Raw genomic sequence first — 17235 nt, 5'->3', positions numbered from 1 at the left:
GATAAACAATGGCAGTTATTGAATTTAAAAATGTAAGTAAGTCCTTTAATATATATCAAAATAAGAGTTACTCAATAAAAGAGAAGGTAATAAATTTTTTATTAAGAAGAAATAAGTTGGAAATTCAAAAATACCAAGTATTAAAGAATGCATCTTTTGATGTTAATAAAGGAGAAACAGTTGGAATAATTGGTCAAAATGGTACGGGGAAAAGTACAACATTAAAATTAGTAACGAAAATATTATATCCTGATAGTGGTGAGATTATTATTAATGGTAAAGTATCATCGTTATTAGAAGTAGGGGCAGGATTTCAACCAGATTTGACAGGACGAGAAAATGTATACTTATATGGTTCTATATTAGGACTTAGTAAGGAAGAAGTAAGTAAGAAATATGATTCTATAGTAGAGTTTTCAGAAGTAGGTCAATTCATGGATACAGCTGTAAAAAACTACTCATCAGGAATGTATATGAGATTAGCTTTTTCTGTAGCAATTCATGTAGATCCAGAAATACTTGTTATAGATGAGGTATTAGCAGTTGGAGATGAAGCATTCCAAAAGAAATGTATTAATAAAATACTTGAATTTAAAAAACAACAAAAAACTATATTATTTGTATCGCATGATATGAATGCTATAAAAATGATATGTGACAGAGTTCTATTTATAAAAAAAGGTGGAGAAATGATAGAAGGACCTGTTGATGAAATGATACAACTATATCATGAAATTGGAAATATGTAAGAAAGGGTAGGCTAATGAAGAAAATGGGAGATATAATTTTAGGATCGATTCCTGATAAAAATATAGAGATATCTAAAGAGTCACCATATAAATTTAAATATACAAGTAGTATTTATAATATTAGATCTATATATTTATATGTGAAAGATCAAGAAATGAAGTCTAAAGTATCTGTAAATATATATAAAGGAAATGAAAAAAATTTAGTTAGTACAGGAAAATCAGAAGATGTAAATAATGAGTGGATAGAGGTTAAGTTCCATCCTGTATTTGGAATTTACAATGAAGAGTTAATTTTTGAAATATCTTGTGATGAAGATACTTGCAATTTATATTTAGACAAACATGATAATCTTTGTCTTAAAATCCAGTATGAAGAAATGGATAAGGCTGTTGCTAAGGAATTAGATAAGTATGTTAAAGAATTGAGAACAATATATAACTCTGCTGGGTGGAAGTTCTTGGTGAGATTATATAATGTAAGAGATAAGATATTAAACTTTTTCAGAGGAATAAAGAAATTTTTTAAGATAATTTATGTGATAATAAAGAATATAAATGTTGCCAATATGAGAAGAGCAAAAGAGTTTATTAAAGATGAAGGATTTAAGGCGTTTGTAAGAAAAGCCTATGGTAAACTTAGAGGAGAAAGACTAGATTATACGTATTGGTTACAAAATCATCTTGCGACTAAAGCTGAATTAGAAGCTCAAAGATCATATAAATTTGAATATGAACCTAAGATTAGTATATTAATTCCTACTTATAAGACACCGAAACATCTTTTAATTGAAACATTAGATTCAGTTATTAATCAAACTTATTCAAATTGGGAATTATGTATAGTGGATGGTCATTCAGAGACACCACATGTTAATGAGATATTAGATGAATATTCATCAAAATATGATAAAATAAAGGTTAAATATCTTGATGAAAATAAAGGCATAGATGGTAATACACAAGAAGCATATTATATGGCTACTGGTGATTATATTGGTTTGTTTGATCATGATGATTTGTTAGAACCAAATGCATTATACGAAATTGTTAAAGCAATAAATGAGGATAATACTATAGACTTTATATATACAGATGAAGATAAGATAAATGAAAAAAGTAATTATAGATTTGATCCACATTTTAAACAAGATTTTGCTCCAGATACATTTAGAAGTTACAATTATATTTGTCATTTTTCAGTGTTTAGAAAAGACTTGATGGATAAGATTGGTGGTTTTAGATATGGATTTAATGGAAGCCAAGATTATGATATTATTTTAAGAGCAACAGAAAATGCTAATAATATACGTCATATTCCTAAGGTATTATATTCTTGGAGAGTTCATTCTGGTTCAACAGCAGGAAATCCTAAAAATAAAATGTATTGTTATGATTCTGCTAAAAAAGCTATTGATGAGCAATTAAAGAGATTGGGATTAAAAGGAAAAGCTGTTGATGGAAAATATATAGGAACTTATGAAGTAGAGTATGATATAATTGGAAATCCAAAAGTATCTATTTTAATTCCAACTAAAGATCATATTGAAGATTTAAATAGAACTATAACTTCTATTTTTGATAAAACTAGTTACAAGAATTATGAAATAATAGTAATAGAAAATAATTCTGAATTAGAAGAAACATTTGAATATTATAAAGATATAGAAAAGAAATATTCAAATATAAAAGTAGTAACTTGGGAAAAAGGATTTAACTATTCAGCAATAAATAATTTTGGAGCAAAATTTGCAACAGGAGATCATATTTTGCTTTTAAATAATGACGTAGAAGTTATTAATGAAGGATGGCTAACTAAGATGGTATCTTTATCTCAAAGAGAAGATGTTGGCTGTGTAGGTGCTAAATTATATTATCCCGACGATACTATTCAACATGGTGGTGTAATAGTAGGACTTGGAGGTACTGCAGCACATGCACATAGAGGATTAAATAAAAATGATTATGGATTCTTTTTAAGATTAGGAATAACACAAAATTTAAGTGCAGTAACAGGTGCTTGTTTATTAATTAAGAAAAGTGTTTTTGATGAAGTGAATGGTTTGGATGAAACATTTGAGGTAGCATATAATGATGTTGATTTTTGCTTAAGAGTATTAATGACAGGTAGAGTTAATGTATGGACTCCATATGCGGAGTTATATCATTATGAGTCAAAGAGTAGAGGGTTAGAAGATACTGAAGAAAAACAAAAACGTTTTATGGGTGAATTCAACAGATTTAGAGAAAGATATGCAGACTTTTTAGAGAAAGGCGATCCATATTATAGTTGCAATCTAACACTTTCAAAAGAAGATTTTTCATATAGATTTTAATATTTATAGAGTAATATAATAATATGTTATATTACTCTATTATTATAAGCAGAGGAGTGCTATATGATTAGAAAAGATAGTATATATTTAGAGCCTAATAAAAAATTAAGAATATCATTAAGTTTAAGTGAAGAAAAAATAAAATCATTAAAAATAAAATTAGTAAAAGAAAAAGAGTTTTCTAAAGGGAATTTAATAGTTAGTATACAAGATGAAAAAAAAGAATTGTATAAAAAAAGAATTTCATTATATAGAATAGAAAATGATAAACAGATTAATTTAGATATAAAAGACGTATCAATTTTAGAATGTAATAAAAAAATTAATATAGAGTTATTTGTAAATAATATAGATGGAGTATATTTAGTTAAATATGATAATAATCAATTGATTCAAGTAGAAAGAGAATCAATAGACTCTAAAATTTTAAAAGAAATTAATGATTATAAATCTAAGGTAGATGAAATAAAACAGTCTAAAGGGTGGAAAATTGTTAGCTTAGTTAATAATTTTTTTAAAGAAAAAGATAATAAAATAGATTTACCTATACAAAGAGAAAAAAGTGAATATGAAAAATGGATTACTAATAAGTATGATAGCATAGAGAAATTAAATAATAATATATTTAGATGTACATTAATTACAGTTGTTGAGAAGATAGATAGGAAAGAATTTTGTAGATTTTTAGATTCTATAAAGTTACAAAAATCTATAGATAAAAAGTTAATTGTAGTAGTTAATGAAAAATTAAAATCGTATGTAAGAAATATTGTTGATTTATATAGAAAAGATTTTTCAATTAAAATAGTAATTAAAGAAAATAAAAGTGACTTATGTGATGTTATAGATAGAATAGAGGATGAATACATAGCTTTCATAGATAATAAGTGTATTTTATCAGAAAATGCTTTTTTACAAATATGCAATGAAATTACAGATAATGTAGAATGTGCATATTTTGATGAAGATATTATTGATATTTATAATGGAGAAATTAAAAAACCGAAGTTTAAGCCTGATTTTTCTATTGATATGCTAAGAAGTATAAACTACATAGGTAAATTATTTATTATAAAAAATAATGTGCTAAAAAAGGTAAATAAATTATCGGTGAAGTATTTCATATATGATAATTATGATTTGTATTTAAAGTTATATGAAGAAGGGTATAGTTTTACTCATATATCAAAAGTTTTATTTCATGTAAGTGAAGAAAGCAACTCAAATATTAATAATGGAAAAATAATATTAGAGGAGCATTTGGCTAGAATAGATTTAAAAGCAACTGTTAGTATATGTAAAAACCAGTTCTTTAGAATAACTTATAATATTGATTCGGAAAAAGTTTCAATAATCATACCTAATAAAGATAATTTAGAAATATTGCGAAGCTGTATTGATAGTATATTAAATAAAACAACATATGATAATTATGAAATAATTATAGTAGAAAATAACTCTGTTAATGAAGAAACATTTGAATACTATAATAGTATAAAGGATATAGAAAAAGTTAATATAATTACATATGAGGGTGAGTTTAACTATTCAGCTATAAATAATTTTGCTGTTAAACAGTCTAAAGGAGAATATATAATATTTTTAAATAATGATATAGAAATTATTACTCCTAATTGGATAGAAAATATGATTCAATATGCTCAACGTGAAGATGTAGGAATAGTGGGGGCAAAGCTATATTATATAGATGATACAATACAACATGCTGGAGTAATTATTGGTATGAGAGGATTGGCAGCACATAGATATTGTGGATTATACAAAAGTGAAGAGGATAATGTAGAAATATTACAATATGTTCAAAATTTAAGTGCCGTTACGGCAGCTGCTATGATGGTAAAAAGAAAAGTTTATGATGAAGTTAATGGATTAGATGAAAAGTTAAAGGTAGCTTTTAATGATATAGATTTTTGTATGGCAGTAATAAAAAAAGGATATCTAATTGTATGGAATCCTTTTGTTGAAATGTATCATTATGAATCAATTTCAAGAGGAAAAGAGGATACGGAAGAAAAAGTACTAAGATTTGAATCTGAGATTGAAAGATTTTATTCTAAATGGAAATTAAATTTGATAGAAGGAGATCCTTATTTTAATAAAAATCTTTCTCTTAAAGATATTGATTATTCTATAGCTATGATACCAGAAGATAGAGATGTTTTGATAAAAAAATATTTATAGAAATATTAAAAAAATGCAAGATATGAGTTTAAATTATATTTTGCATTTTTTATTGCTATTATGGAAAAAGGAAAAAAATCAGGAAAAAGTGCAAGATTTATTTTTATTTTAGGGAAAATGGTATAAAATGTTGATTAACAGAGTAATTGAAGTATAATTATATATAGGTAGGAAATTAAAATAAGGAGATAAACTATGCACGGATATAATAACCTTTTTAAAGAAAATTATATAAATGAATTAGAAGATAGTAGGTATATTATAGATAGATTAAATGCCTTAGAAGTTCCCTTTATAGTGAGTGATACATTATTGTCTGGCTTTGAAATTTTATTAGAAGTAGGCAGTATTAATTCTGATAATAACCTTATAGTAGAGTTGATAGATATTGATGACCGTACAATAGTTATATCTACAGAGATACCTATATGTAAGATTAGAAATAGAGAATGGAATAATATATCTTTTAATCCAATAGAAAATAAGGGAGAAAGAAGATATGTTATTAGATTATTTGTAGATGGGTTAGATGTGGTATATGCGTATGGAGATCGTAATAATATATGTGTAAAGCTTATATCTTTAACATTAAAAGAATCAGAGAAACCTGAGAAAAATAAAAAGATAAAAAAACGTGATAAAAAGAAGAATAAAAAAAATGTTGAAGGCAATAAATCTGTTAACTTTAGCGGTATTGGTGAGAAAATAGCTAATGTATCTAAAGAATTGATGGATAAAGTTAAAGAGACCCAAAATAAGTTTACTATTAAAAAAAATTCAAAATCAGAAAATAGAGAAGAGATAACAAGAGAAGAAGTTGAAAGAAATATTGCACATTTTAGAATTAAACCTAAAATAACTTTAATCACTACAACATTTAATACAAATAAGTCATATTTAAGGCAGTTACTAGACTCAATTGTTAATCAAAGTTATACAAATTGGTCATTAATAGTTGTGGATGGTGGAAGTGATAAGTCATATGTAAAAAAGATATTGAAAGATTATGACGAGAAAAATGAAAATGTACAAGCGATATATCTTGAAATGCATATGGGAATATCAGAAAACATAAATACTGCTATAAGAGTAGCCGATGGAGATTATGTTGCGTTTTTATATCAAGATGATTTTTTAAGTGAGCATGCATTATATGAAATTGTAGATATAATAAATCGAGACGGAGCACCGGATTTATTATATTGTGATGATGATATGTATGATGATAAAACAAAACAATATCTAAAACCTAATTATAAAGCTAGATTTTCTATTGATAAGTTAAGAAGTATAAATTACATAGGAATATTCAGTATAATAAAGAGAAATGTACTTAATGATATGGGTGGTTTAGACTCTAGATATGATGGTTGTGATAACTACGATTTATATTTAAAAATGGCTGAAAGAGGATATAGATTTTCGCATGTTCCAAAAGTTATATATCACAAAAGAATGGGAGAAAGTTCAAGCTTTTATTCATTAGAAGGAGGCTTGAGGGCGTTAAGAGAGCATCTAAGAAGAATGAGACTTATCGGTGAGGCGTTTACTGGAGAAATAGATAATTCTTTTAGAATTAAATATGAACTAGAAGGGGAACCATTGGTATCTATAGTTATATCAAGTGGAGATAATATAGAAGATTTAAAAAGTTGTATAAGTATAATTAATAGAAAAACTACTTATAGAAATTATGAAATTTTAGTAATAGAAAATAACTTTTTAAATGAAAGATCTTTAGAGTATTATAGAATACTTCAAGAACATGGTATAAAAGTTTTAGAATATAATGAAAACTTTAATCATAGAAGCAGAAGAATAGTGAAGGAAGCAGATGGGGATTATATAATATTACTAGATGATAATGTAGAAATTATAACAGATAATTGGATAGAAGAAATGCTTCAATATGCTCAAAGAGATGATGTAGGTATTGTAGGGGCAAAGATTCTTAATGTAGATAGTACAATTCAAAGTGCTGGTATAGAAGAAGTGTATGATATTAATGATGATATTATAGAAATGCATAAAGAACAATGCAGTACGAGACTAAATTGTGTTCAAAATTTATCAGTAGTTTATTTAGCTTGTGCTATGATAAAAAGAAATGTACTAGATAATATTACAATAAGAGCTTATGATGATGTTCCTATTGTTGTAAGTGCTGATTTTTGTTTAAACACTGAGAGACGTGGATACTTAATAGTATGGAATTCTTTTGTTGAGGCATATGCACTAGATGATAGAACATTACTAAGAAAATAAGTGAATTATTACTTATTTATTGTCGTATAAGATAAGTAAAGGGCTGAATCACAATAATTTGTGAAACAGCCCTTTGTAATTATATAGCAGTTTCTTGTATAATATTTAGGATAACGATATAATATATAAGAAATAAAGAGATGGAGATATATATGAAGATATCAGTGATAATACCTAATTATAATGGAGAAAAAATTATAGATGGATGTATTCAATCTTTGTTAAAGCAAGAGTATAAAGATTTCAATATAATTGTAGTAGACAATAATTCTGCTGATGATAGTGTAAAGATTATAGAAGAAAGATATCCATCAATAACATTAATTAAAAATAAAGAAAATTTAGGGTTCGCGGCAGCAGTAAATATAGGAATAAAAGCTTCTAAAAGTGACTTTGTAGCGTTATTAAATAATGATACAGAAGTTGATGAAAAGTGGCTAGTAAATCTTTATTCAGTTGTAAGTAAAGATGATAAAATTTTTTCAGCATCATCAAAAATGATAAGGTTTTATGAAAGAGATAAAATCGATGATGCAGGAGACCAATACAATTTGTTAGGATGGGCTTATAAAAGAGGAGATGGAGCATCAATAGATAAATTTAATAAAGATAAAATAATATTTTCTACATGTGCAGGTGCTGGATTATATAGAAGAAAGATTTTTGAAGAAATAGGGTACTTTGATGAGAATTTTTTTGCGTATTTAGAAGATGTAGATGCATCTTTTAGAGGTAATATATATGGATATAAAAATATATATGTAAATAATGCAATTGTGTATCACATGGTGTCAGCTACCAGTGGTAGTAGACATAATGAATTTAAAGTGAAACTAGCCAGTAGAAATAGTATGTACCTAATAAGAAAAAACATGCCTTTGTTTTTTGAAATAATTAACTTGCCATTTATTATTTTGGGAATTATGGTGAAATATATCTATTTTCTTAGAAAGTCGTTAGGAAAAGAATATATTGAAGGTATTAAGGAAGGCATATTTATAAAAAATAAAGTAGAAAAAACTAAGTTTAAGTTAAAAAACTTATTCAATTACTTTATTATAGAAGTAAGACTTATAGTAAATACATTTAAGATGTTTTTCAAGGTGTAAGGTGGTGTTTTTTTGATTAGAGAGAATCAGAAATATTTTAATAGATTATTAGTAGTTTTAGATATAGTTATGATAGTATTATCATTTATAATGACATGGTGTTTGAAATTTAAAAATCCAATGTTTATTGTAGAAGGTGGAATTTTAACATTCAAAGAATATTTGAGACCAGCAATATTAATTTTACCTATAGTATTGATTACTTTTTCTGCATTTAAGTTATATTCTCCATTTAGATATAAAAGTTTTTTAGAAGAAGCATGGAGTATTATAACAGGATGTTTTGTGTCAATGTTTATATTCTTTGGAACAATATACATATTAAAAATACAAGATTATTCAAGAACATTTTCAATAGTATTCATAGTTATTTTAACAGTTATGGTTATTATTGAAAGGGGTATTGTAAGAAAGTTATTACATTCAATGAGAGCAAAAGGATATAACCAAAAACATGTGTTAATTGTAGGATGTAGCGAACTAACAATAAGGTTCTTAGAAAGAATAAACAGAAACAAACAATGGGGTTATAATGTTGTAGGGTTAGTTGATGATGGTGTATATATGCCTAAGATGAATGAAAAAGATAAAGAATTATTCTCACAAATAAATAAGATAGGCTCTATAGATGATCTTGAAGATATATTTTCTAAAGAAGATATTGATGAAGTATTTATAACATTAAATATTAAAGAATATGAGAAATTAGGTAAAATAATTAATAAGTCTGAGAAGTATGGTATTAGAACAGAAATCATTCCAGATTACTCAAAATACATACCAGCAAGACCATATGTAGAAGAATTAGATGGGTTACCTGTAATAAATATAAGATATATACCTCTTGATAATTTAGTAAATAAATTTCTTAAAAGAGCAATTGATATAATAGGATCATTAATACTTATAATTTTATTCAGCCCAATTATGATTTGTGTTGCTATATTTACAAAGATAACATCACCGGGACCTATAATATTTAAACAAGAGAGAGTAGGGCTAAATAACAAAATTTTTACTATGTTTAAGTTTAGATCTATGAAAGTTCAAAGTAAAGAAGAAGAAAAGGCTGAATGGACTACAGAAAATGATCCTAGAAAAACTAAATTTGGGTCATTTATAAGAAAAACAAGTTTAGATGAATTACCACAGTTTTTTAATGTATTAATAGGAAATATGAGTTTAGTAGGTCCAAGACCAGAAAGACCTTATTTTGTAGAGCAATTTAAAGATGAAATACCTAAGTATATGGTTAAACATCAAATTAGACCAGGAATTACTGGATGGGCACAGGTAAATGGATTAAGAGGAGATACTTCTATTGAGAAAAGGGTAGAATATGATATTTATTATCTTGAAAATTGGACATTTTGGTTTGATATAAAAATTTTATTTTTAACTGTATTTAAGGGATTTGTTAATAAAAATGCATATTAGATTTGATTAGGATTGGAGAATATTTATGGATTTATCGATAGTAATAGTTAATTACAATACTAAAGATTTGCTTAAACAAACAATAGAATCAGTAATTAACAATACTAAGGGAATAAAATATGAAATTTGGGTAGTTGATAATTCTTCTAAAGATGGATCGGTGGAAATGGTACAAGAAGAATTTAAAGATGTAAAGCTTATTGCATCTAAAGAGAATTTAGGATTTCCTAAAGGCAATAATGTTGCTATTAAGAAAGCTACTGGTAGGTATGTACTACTATTAAATTCAGATACTAAGGTTATTGGTGATAATCTACAAAATTGTGTTGATTATATGGATAAGCATAAAGAAATAGGAGCATTAGGATGTAAAGTAGAGCTAGCAGATGGTATTTTGGATCATGCATGTAAAAGAGGATTTCCTACTCCAGAAGCATCATTATATTATTTCTTAAAGTTACATAAGATTATGAAGAATAAAATAAAATACGGTGCATATACAGCTTCGTATTTAGGAGAAGATGAAATAGGGGAAGTAGATGCTTTGACAGGTGCGTTTATGATGATACCTAGAGCTGTCATAGATAAAGTAGGAATGTTAGATGAAGAGTTCTTTATGTATGGTGAAGACATAGATTGGTGCTATAGAATAAAAGAAGCTGGATATAAGATAATATATTATCCTGAAGAGAAAATTATACATTATAAAGGATGTTCTTCTAAAAAGAAAAAAGCTAAAACTACGTATGAGTTTCATAGAGCGATGATTCTTTTTTATAGAAAGCATTACAATGATAAATATAATATATTTGTTAAGATATTAGTATATATAGGTGTTGCATTAAGAATGATTTTATCAATGATAAAGAATCTTTTTAAAAGATCATAGTATAAAGATGACTCTTCTAAAATAAAAATATAAAGAAATTATTATATTTTTAGGAGGGGAATATGTACTACATTAAAGATAATGAAGGGTATATAGAAGTTAAGATAGAAGGAGAAATCACTACTAATGAGATGGAATCTATGAAACAGGAGGGCATTACTAAAATTAACTCACTAACTAATGCTACTAACTGTTTAGTAGATGCTACAAAATTAGAAGGGGTAGACGGAAAAATAGAAGACGATGAAGTTGATAGATTAAAAGAATTATTTATTAATAGTAAGGTAAATAAAGGGGCTTTAGTTGTAGACGGATTAATATCAAAGATGAAAGCTCAAGTTTATCTAAGAAAAATAAAAGAAAAAGAAATAAAGGTATTTACTAATTTTGAAGATGCTATAGCATTTTGTAAAAGTTAAAAGTGAGAGAGGTTTTTCTTAATAAGTATCGTATTTATTATATTAAATTATAAATCTGCCACCGGGTAGGAATGCATATTAGCATTCACGTACACATCGTTAGGTCATAGAAGATGTGTATAGTGGATGCTTTTTTTTGTAAAAAAGTATCTACTATCTTATATATTTGGAGGTATAAATTATGAAAATTTCTAATCAGTTTGCGATGTTAACAAAACGGGAGTGGATATTATGGGTAAGTTCTATAATTATTATCACTGTTACTTTTTTTATTAAATCGTCAGGGAATTATCTAACATTGGTAGCATCCCTTATAGGAGCAACATTCCTTATTTTTATTGCAAAAGGAATGGTAATAGGACAGTTACTTATGCTATTATTTAGTGTTTTATATGCTTTGATTTCATGGAACTTATGTTATTATGGTGAAATGCTTACTTATTTGGGAATGACAGCACCAATGGCAGTATTATCAGCAATACAATGGATAAAAAATCCCTATGAAGGGAAAAAAGGGGTTGTAAAGACAGCTAAACTTTCTAAGAAAAAGATATTTTACTTGATTATTATGGCAGGGATAGTAACATGGATATTTTATTATATTTTACTATACTTCAACACTGCCAATATGATGTTTAGTACTATATCAGTTACCACTAGCTTTTTAGCAGCCTTTCTTACATTTTTAAGAAGTCCATTGTACGCATTGGGTTATGCAGCTAATGATATTGTCTTAATTGTACTATGGGTTCTTGCTACAATGGGAGATAAGGATTATTTACCTATGATTATTTGTTTTATTATTTTTTTGATAAATGATATTTATGGTTATGTTAGCTGGAGGAAGATGGAGAAAGACCAAGAGAAAGGATTTTCTTAGTTTTGTATTTGGAACAATATCACATCTTAATTAATAGGATAATATTAGTGATTATTATCTGAGGTGTATTAATGAATACGATAAGCTTATGTTTGATAGCTAAAAATGAAGAAGAGGTAATAGGAAGATGTATAGAATCAGTAATGGACATAGTTGATGAAATTATTGTGATAGATACAGGTTCTACTGATAACACAATTGCAGTAGCTGAAAAGTATGGAGCAAAGGTATATAACTTTACGTGGATAGATGACTTTGCAGCGGCGAGAAATTATTCTTTTAGTAAAGCAAGTAAAGAATATATATTTTGGTTAGATGCAGATGATATATTATTCCCCGGAGATAAAGAGAAGTTTATTAAGTTAAAAGAAAATTTAGATGATACTGTAGATGCTGTGTCTATGGATTATGTATTAGCAGTAGATGAAAATAATAAACCAGTAAGTTCATTAAAGCGAAATCGATTGGTTAAAAGAAAGAAGGATTTTTTGTGGATAGGAAAAGTACATGAGTATCTTGAGGTATATGGAAATATAATTTCATCTAATGTATCAATCTTGCATCAAAAAAATAAGCCTTATACAGATAGAAATTTAAAAATATATGAAGGAATGATTAAAGATAATGTAGAGTTTTCTCCAAGAGAACAATTTTATTATGCCAATGAATTGTTTGATCATGGAAGATATGATGAAGCATTAAGTATGTATAGAAAATTTGTAGATGGGAAAAAAGGTTGGGTAGAGGATGTAAAAAGTGCATTAGGTAGGATAGCAGACTGTTATAGCTTTAAAGGAGATAAAGATTTAGAAATAAAATCTCTTTTAGAAGCATTAGAATATGATCTGCCAAGATCGGATTTTTGTTGTAGAATAGCATATAGATTTATAGAGCAAAATAGATATAAAGAAGCTATGTTTTGGTATAAGGCTGCTATAGATTTAAAGCCTGACGGAGATAGTATGGCATTAATTGACCATGGATATTTTACATGGATACCATATATTCAACTTTGCGTATGTTATGCAAATTTAGGAGACTTTGATACATCAAATTATTACAATGAAAAAGCAGCAGAATATATTCCAAATCATCCAAGTGTTATCCAAAATAGAGAATATCTTAAGGATAAAATAAGTAAATAGGTTATAATTAATATTTAACGATTAGTGCTAAATCTCCTATGCAGGTAAGTATTGTATTTATGCTGACTGGATTATGATAATTTATAACTGTACACTTAAAAAAATAGCCATAACACAAATTTGTGTTATGGCTTTATTTTTATAGATAGACTTACTTATCTTTTTTTCCTAAGAACCAGTAAGGAAGACCAACACATAAAGATCCACCAACGATATTTCCTAAAGTTACAGTACCTAAACTGTATAGGATACTGCCTATAGAGTTTCCACCATCTAAGAAATATGAAAGAGAAAGTGTTGCACTATTAGCTATAGAGTGTTCAAGTCCGATACCTATCATTCCAAGGATACAGAAGAAGAATACAGCGATTTTACCTATTTCGGTTTGCATTCTTACAGCACACCAGATTAATAAACAGATTAATGTATTACATAATAACGCTCTTAAGAATAATGGGAAGAAATCCACATGAATTTTGTGAGCTGCTGTATCATTTATATATTTAATTAAATCAGAACTTGGAATTTTAGATTTAGCATATATAAAAACTGTTACCATACAACCGCATATATTACCAAAATAGCTAAATAGCCAAACTTTTAAAGTGTCTTTAAAAGTAGTTTCTTTTTCAAGTAAAGCTATAGTAAATGCCATAGTATTACCAGTAAATAAATCACCACCGGCAAAAATTATAAGACAAATAGCTAGTGGGAATGCTGCTCCCATAGCAAGTTTTGCACCAGGACTTCCAGCAGCAACAAATGGCGCACCAATAGAAAGGTATAATAGAACACCAAAAGCTACAAATACACCACCAAGGAATGCATATAAGAAAAATTGTACCTTGCTTTTTTCTAACATCTTTTGTTTTTTAAGACCATACTGCATAGCAGCTAAAACAGAATCTCTCACGTTTAAGTCATCTCCTCTTATTTGTAAAATATAACACCAAAAGTTTACTATACTCCACTTTTTAGATTAAATCAAGTCGGATTAAATCTAAATATAATGAAATATGTACAAAATATGTACGTATTCAGAATAAAACCTAGATATTTGGATAAAATGATTTAGTGAAAAAGTGAGGTGAAGTAATGATACATTTTCCAAGAAGTAAAATACTTATTTCATGTTTAGCTTTGTTCTTGATAGTAAGTTTTATACATGGATATTTGTATAAAAATATAAATGAAGAAAAATCAGATAAAAGTTTTGAGGCGGTTGAAAATGTAAGCGCAGAAATGTATGTAGAAGAAAATCAAGTGGATAAGGTAGAATTTTTATCGTGGAATGAAGTTGATAAATATATATTTCCTAGGTCAACTAATGCAGAAGTAGAAGATATATCTACGGGAAAAAGGTTTAATATAATAAGAACTATGGGAGATAATCATGCTGATTGTGAAACTGTTGCCGAAGAAGATACAAGGATAATGAGAGAAGTGTTTGGTGGTTTTAATTGGAGTAAAAGACCAGTTATTTTACATATAGGTGGTAGAAGATATGCAGCATCTATGGCAGGAATGCCTCATGCTGGAGTTGATGATGCACCAGCCTTTGCAGTTACTGGAGGATTATCAGGTGGATATGGATATGGACAAAATTTAGATACAATAAAGAATAATGATATGGATGGAGTTTTTGATGTACATTTTATAAATAGTAAAAGACATATGGATGGAGCCATAACTGCAACTGAAGATGTAGAGCATCAGAAAAATATAGAGTATTTAAGAAACATATATGAATAGGAAATAGCTAGAGGATTAAGTGCAGCAATTTGTATTTTAATCCTCATTTTTACGTGGATATAGACTAACATAGATTTTACATTATTTTAATAGTGACTTAATTATTTGTATTTATTATGAAAATTGAGAAAAGTTGGAGGTGTATCAATGAATAAAAAATTAACTATACTAATGTCAACAATTACAGTGGTTTCTATTATGACAGTGATGTTAAAAAATAATATTTCACTGAATACAGTAAAGGCATCAGAGGTAAAAGACAAAAATGTAATATTAATGATTGGTGATGGAATGAGCCAAGAGGCTATTACTTTAGCAAGACATTATAAAGATTCAAAAGATGGAGTTTATGGAAATGATTCTTTAGCTATGGATGAAATAGCTACTGGTGCAGTTCATACATCTTGGATTAATGGACCGATTACAGATTCAGCGCCTAGTGCCACAGCTTATTCTACAGGAAATAAGACTAAAGATAAACATGTAGCAACATCAGCAGAAGATAAACCACTTGCAACAATATTAGAAGGTGCTAAGTTAGAAGGTAAAGGTACAGGGGTAATAATGACTTGTGAAGTTCCTCATGCTACACCAGCAGATTTTACAGCTCATAATGATAGTAGATCAAATTATAAATCTATATTAAGTCAACAAGTTAATAACAATTTAGACGTTGTATTAGGGGGAGGACTTGGATGGAAACATCAATATGGTATAGAAGATGATAAAGAGTTTTCTAAGCTTCAAGATGAGATGAAAAATAAAATAAAAGAAGAAGGCTATGATTTAGTTGAAACTAATAAAGATATGAAAAATAGTAAAGCTAATAAGCTGTGGGGAATGTTTTCTGATGCAGATTTAGCTTATGACTTTGATAGAAAATCAGATAAAGATTCTACAGAACCATCATTAGGTGAAATGACTAATAAAGCTATTGATGTTTTAAAGAAAAATGAAAAAGGATTTTTCTTAATGGTAGAAGGAAGTAAAATTGACTGGTCAGCACATGCCAATAATACTGTAGGAATAATATCAGATGTTCTTGCTTTTGATGAAGCTGTACAAAATGCAGTAGATTTTGCTAAAAAAGATGGAAATACAGTTGTAGTAGTAACTACAGATCATGGTAATAGTGGAATTAGTATTGGAAGAGAAGCAGAAGGATTTAGTTATAGTCAAGCTACTTTTAAAGATACTGTAGAATTATTTAGTAATGCAAAGGTAACAGAGGAAAAATTCAAATCATTAATAAAAGGAAAAAATGATGGAGAGATTGTGAAATTAGCAAAAGAGTATTATGGTATAGATTTAACTAGTAAGGAAATAGCTGAAATAAAGGAGAATGATTATAACATAAATAAGGTCTTAGCTTTAAGAGCTAAAATAGGATATACAACTGGAGGACATACAGGGGAAGATGTCTATTTAGGAATATATGCACCAACAACATGTAAGAAGTTATCAGGGGTAGTTGAAAATACAGAAATAAATAAATATATGCAAGAAATGATATTTAATGAAGAGAAGTTAGATAACTTAACAAAAGATCTATTTAATGATTTAGATTCTTTAGAAAAGAGTAGTGATACAGTAATAACAAAAGAAGAGAATGTAGTAACCTTATCAAATAAAAACACAGGAAAGACTTTGAAGTTGTATCCAAATACTAATAAGTATCAGTTAAATGGTAAGAAAGCAGAATTAGATACAGTTATGCCTGAAATAAAAGAAAAGTTATATGTACCAAAATCAGTATCAGAACTTATTAAAACAATTGAAACATCAGATGAGGTGTCTAAACCTAACAATGATGGAAGTGAAAAGGATACAAATAAAGATAACATAAAAGATAATAGTAACAAAACTGAAGTAGATGCTAATGTACAAACTATTAGTAAAGATAATGGTAATAAGAATAAAGGCAGAATTACTAAGACTGGTGCATTAGGAGTAGGGGCAATTACTGCTTTAGGTGCAGCAATTACAGCAACTGGTGGAGTATTAGTATCAAGAAAGAGAAAAAATAAAGAAGATAAGGTGGAGGATTAAAAT

General features: G+C 27.5%; 13 protein-coding genes. 12 read left to right on the top strand and 1 reads right to left on the bottom strand.

Annotated elements, in window-relative coordinates:
* Positions 1-8: 8 nt before the first annotated feature.
* The 10 genes from KQI30_RS06395 to KQI30_RS06350 all read left to right on the top strand — a co-directional run bounded on the left by KQI30_RS06395 (position 9) and on the right by KQI30_RS06350 (position 13431).
* The gene (locus tag KQI30_RS06395) at positions 9-749 is read left to right on the top strand and encodes an ABC transporter ATP-binding protein (protein ID WP_216462457.1); all 741 of its coding nucleotides are present in this window, start codon (positions 9-11) and stop codon (positions 747-749) included.
* 14 nt (positions 750-763) lie between these two features.
* On the top strand, positions 764-3085 hold the full coding sequence (locus KQI30_RS06390; protein WP_253287413.1) for a glycosyltransferase family 2 protein: 2322 nt from the start codon (positions 764-766) through the stop codon (positions 3083-3085).
* A gap of 63 nt (positions 3086-3148) precedes the next feature.
* The gene (locus tag KQI30_RS06385) at positions 3149-5287 is read left to right on the top strand and encodes a glycosyltransferase family 2 protein (RefSeq protein ID WP_216462456.1); all 2139 of its coding nucleotides are present in this window, start codon (positions 3149-3151) and stop codon (positions 5285-5287) included.
* A 195-nt stretch (positions 5288-5482) separates the two neighbouring features.
* Positions 5483-7552 (top strand): glycosyltransferase family 2 protein, encoded by a 2070-nt coding sequence (locus KQI30_RS06380; protein ID WP_216462455.1) that lies wholly within the window; start codon positions 5483-5485, stop codon positions 7550-7552.
* Between the two features lie 152 nt (positions 7553-7704).
* Complete coding sequence (locus tag KQI30_RS06375) at positions 7705-8661, top strand: glycosyltransferase family 2 protein (protein ID WP_216462454.1); 957 nt, start codon at positions 7705-7707, stop codon at positions 8659-8661.
* A 12-nt stretch (positions 8662-8673) separates the two neighbouring features.
* Positions 8674-10098, top strand: a complete 1425-nt coding sequence (locus tag KQI30_RS06370) for an undecaprenyl-phosphate glucose phosphotransferase (RefSeq protein WP_216462453.1) — start codon at positions 8674-8676, stop codon at positions 10096-10098.
* 25 nt (positions 10099-10123) lie between these two features.
* Positions 10124-10987, top strand: coding sequence for a glycosyltransferase family 2 protein (locus KQI30_RS06365; RefSeq protein ID WP_216462451.1), 864 nt, complete (start codon positions 10124-10126; stop codon positions 10985-10987).
* 62 nt (positions 10988-11049) lie between these two features.
* The gene (locus KQI30_RS06360) at positions 11050-11406 is read left to right on the top strand and encodes an STAS/SEC14 domain-containing protein (RefSeq protein WP_216462450.1); all 357 of its coding nucleotides are present in this window, start codon (positions 11050-11052) and stop codon (positions 11404-11406) included.
* Positions 11407-11587: 181 nt separating this feature from the next.
* Positions 11588-12286, top strand: coding sequence for a nicotinamide riboside transporter PnuC (gene pnuC, locus KQI30_RS06355; protein ID WP_216462448.1), 699 nt, complete (start codon positions 11588-11590; stop codon positions 12284-12286).
* A gap of 71 nt (positions 12287-12357) precedes the next feature.
* The gene (locus KQI30_RS06350) at positions 12358-13431 is read left to right on the top strand and encodes a glycosyltransferase (RefSeq protein ID WP_216462446.1); all 1074 of its coding nucleotides are present in this window, start codon (positions 12358-12360) and stop codon (positions 13429-13431) included.
* A 151-nt stretch (positions 13432-13582) separates the two neighbouring features.
* Here the strand turns inward: KQI30_RS06350 and KQI30_RS06345 are convergent, their stop codons facing one another.
* A complete protein-coding gene (locus KQI30_RS06345) occupies positions 13583-14344 on the bottom strand; it encodes a formate/nitrite transporter family protein (protein ID WP_216462444.1) in 762 nt (253 codons plus the stop codon).
* Between the two features lie 182 nt (positions 14345-14526).
* Between KQI30_RS06345 and KQI30_RS06340 the strand changes: the two genes are divergently transcribed.
* Positions 14527-15183, top strand: coding sequence for a hypothetical protein (locus tag KQI30_RS06340; protein WP_216462442.1), 657 nt, complete (start codon positions 14527-14529; stop codon positions 15181-15183).
* 147 nt (positions 15184-15330) lie between these two features.
* Positions 15331-17232, top strand: coding sequence for an alkaline phosphatase (locus tag KQI30_RS06335; RefSeq protein ID WP_216462441.1), 1902 nt, complete (start codon positions 15331-15333; stop codon positions 17230-17232).
* Positions 17233-17235: the final 3 nt, after the last annotated feature.

This window comes from Clostridium bornimense (genome assembly GCF_018917145.1).
Lineage (GTDB): Bacteria > Bacillota > Clostridia > Clostridiales > Clostridiaceae > Clostridium_AN > Clostridium_AN bornimense_A.
This window is presented reverse-complemented; position numbering and strand designations above follow the sequence as displayed.

Excerpts from the sequence above, each read along its gene's own strand:
- KQI30_RS06385 (WP_216462456.1), top strand. The coding sequence starts at position 3,149 with ATGATTAGAAAAGATAGTATATATTTAGAGCCTAATAAAAAATTAAGA.
- KQI30_RS06365 (WP_216462451.1), top strand. The coding sequence starts at position 10,124 with ATGGATTTATCGATAGTAATAGTTAATTACAATACTAAAGATTTGCTT.
- KQI30_RS06350 (WP_216462446.1), top strand. The coding sequence starts at position 12,358 with ATGAATACGATAAGCTTATGTTTGATAGCTAAAAATGAAGAAGAGGTA.
- KQI30_RS06390 (WP_253287413.1), top strand. The coding sequence starts at position 764 with ATGAAGAAAATGGGAGATATAATTTTAGGATCGATTCCTGATAAAAAT.
- KQI30_RS06380 (WP_216462455.1), top strand. The coding sequence starts at position 5,483 with ATGCACGGATATAATAACCTTTTTAAAGAAAATTATATAAATGAATTA.
- KQI30_RS06395 (WP_216462457.1), top strand. The coding sequence starts at position 9 with ATGGCAGTTATTGAATTTAAAAATGTAAGTAAGTCCTTTAATATATAT.
- KQI30_RS06335 (WP_216462441.1), top strand. The coding sequence starts at position 15,331 with ATGAATAAAAAATTAACTATACTAATGTCAACAATTACAGTGGTTTCT.
- KQI30_RS06375 (WP_216462454.1), top strand. The coding sequence starts at position 7,705 with ATGAAGATATCAGTGATAATACCTAATTATAATGGAGAAAAAATTATA.
- pnuC (WP_216462448.1), top strand. The coding sequence starts at position 11,588 with ATGAAAATTTCTAATCAGTTTGCGATGTTAACAAAACGGGAGTGGATA.
- KQI30_RS06340 (WP_216462442.1), top strand. The coding sequence starts at position 14,527 with ATGATACATTTTCCAAGAAGTAAAATACTTATTTCATGTTTAGCTTTG.
- KQI30_RS06360 (WP_216462450.1), top strand. The coding sequence starts at position 11,050 with ATGTACTACATTAAAGATAATGAAGGGTATATAGAAGTTAAGATAGAA.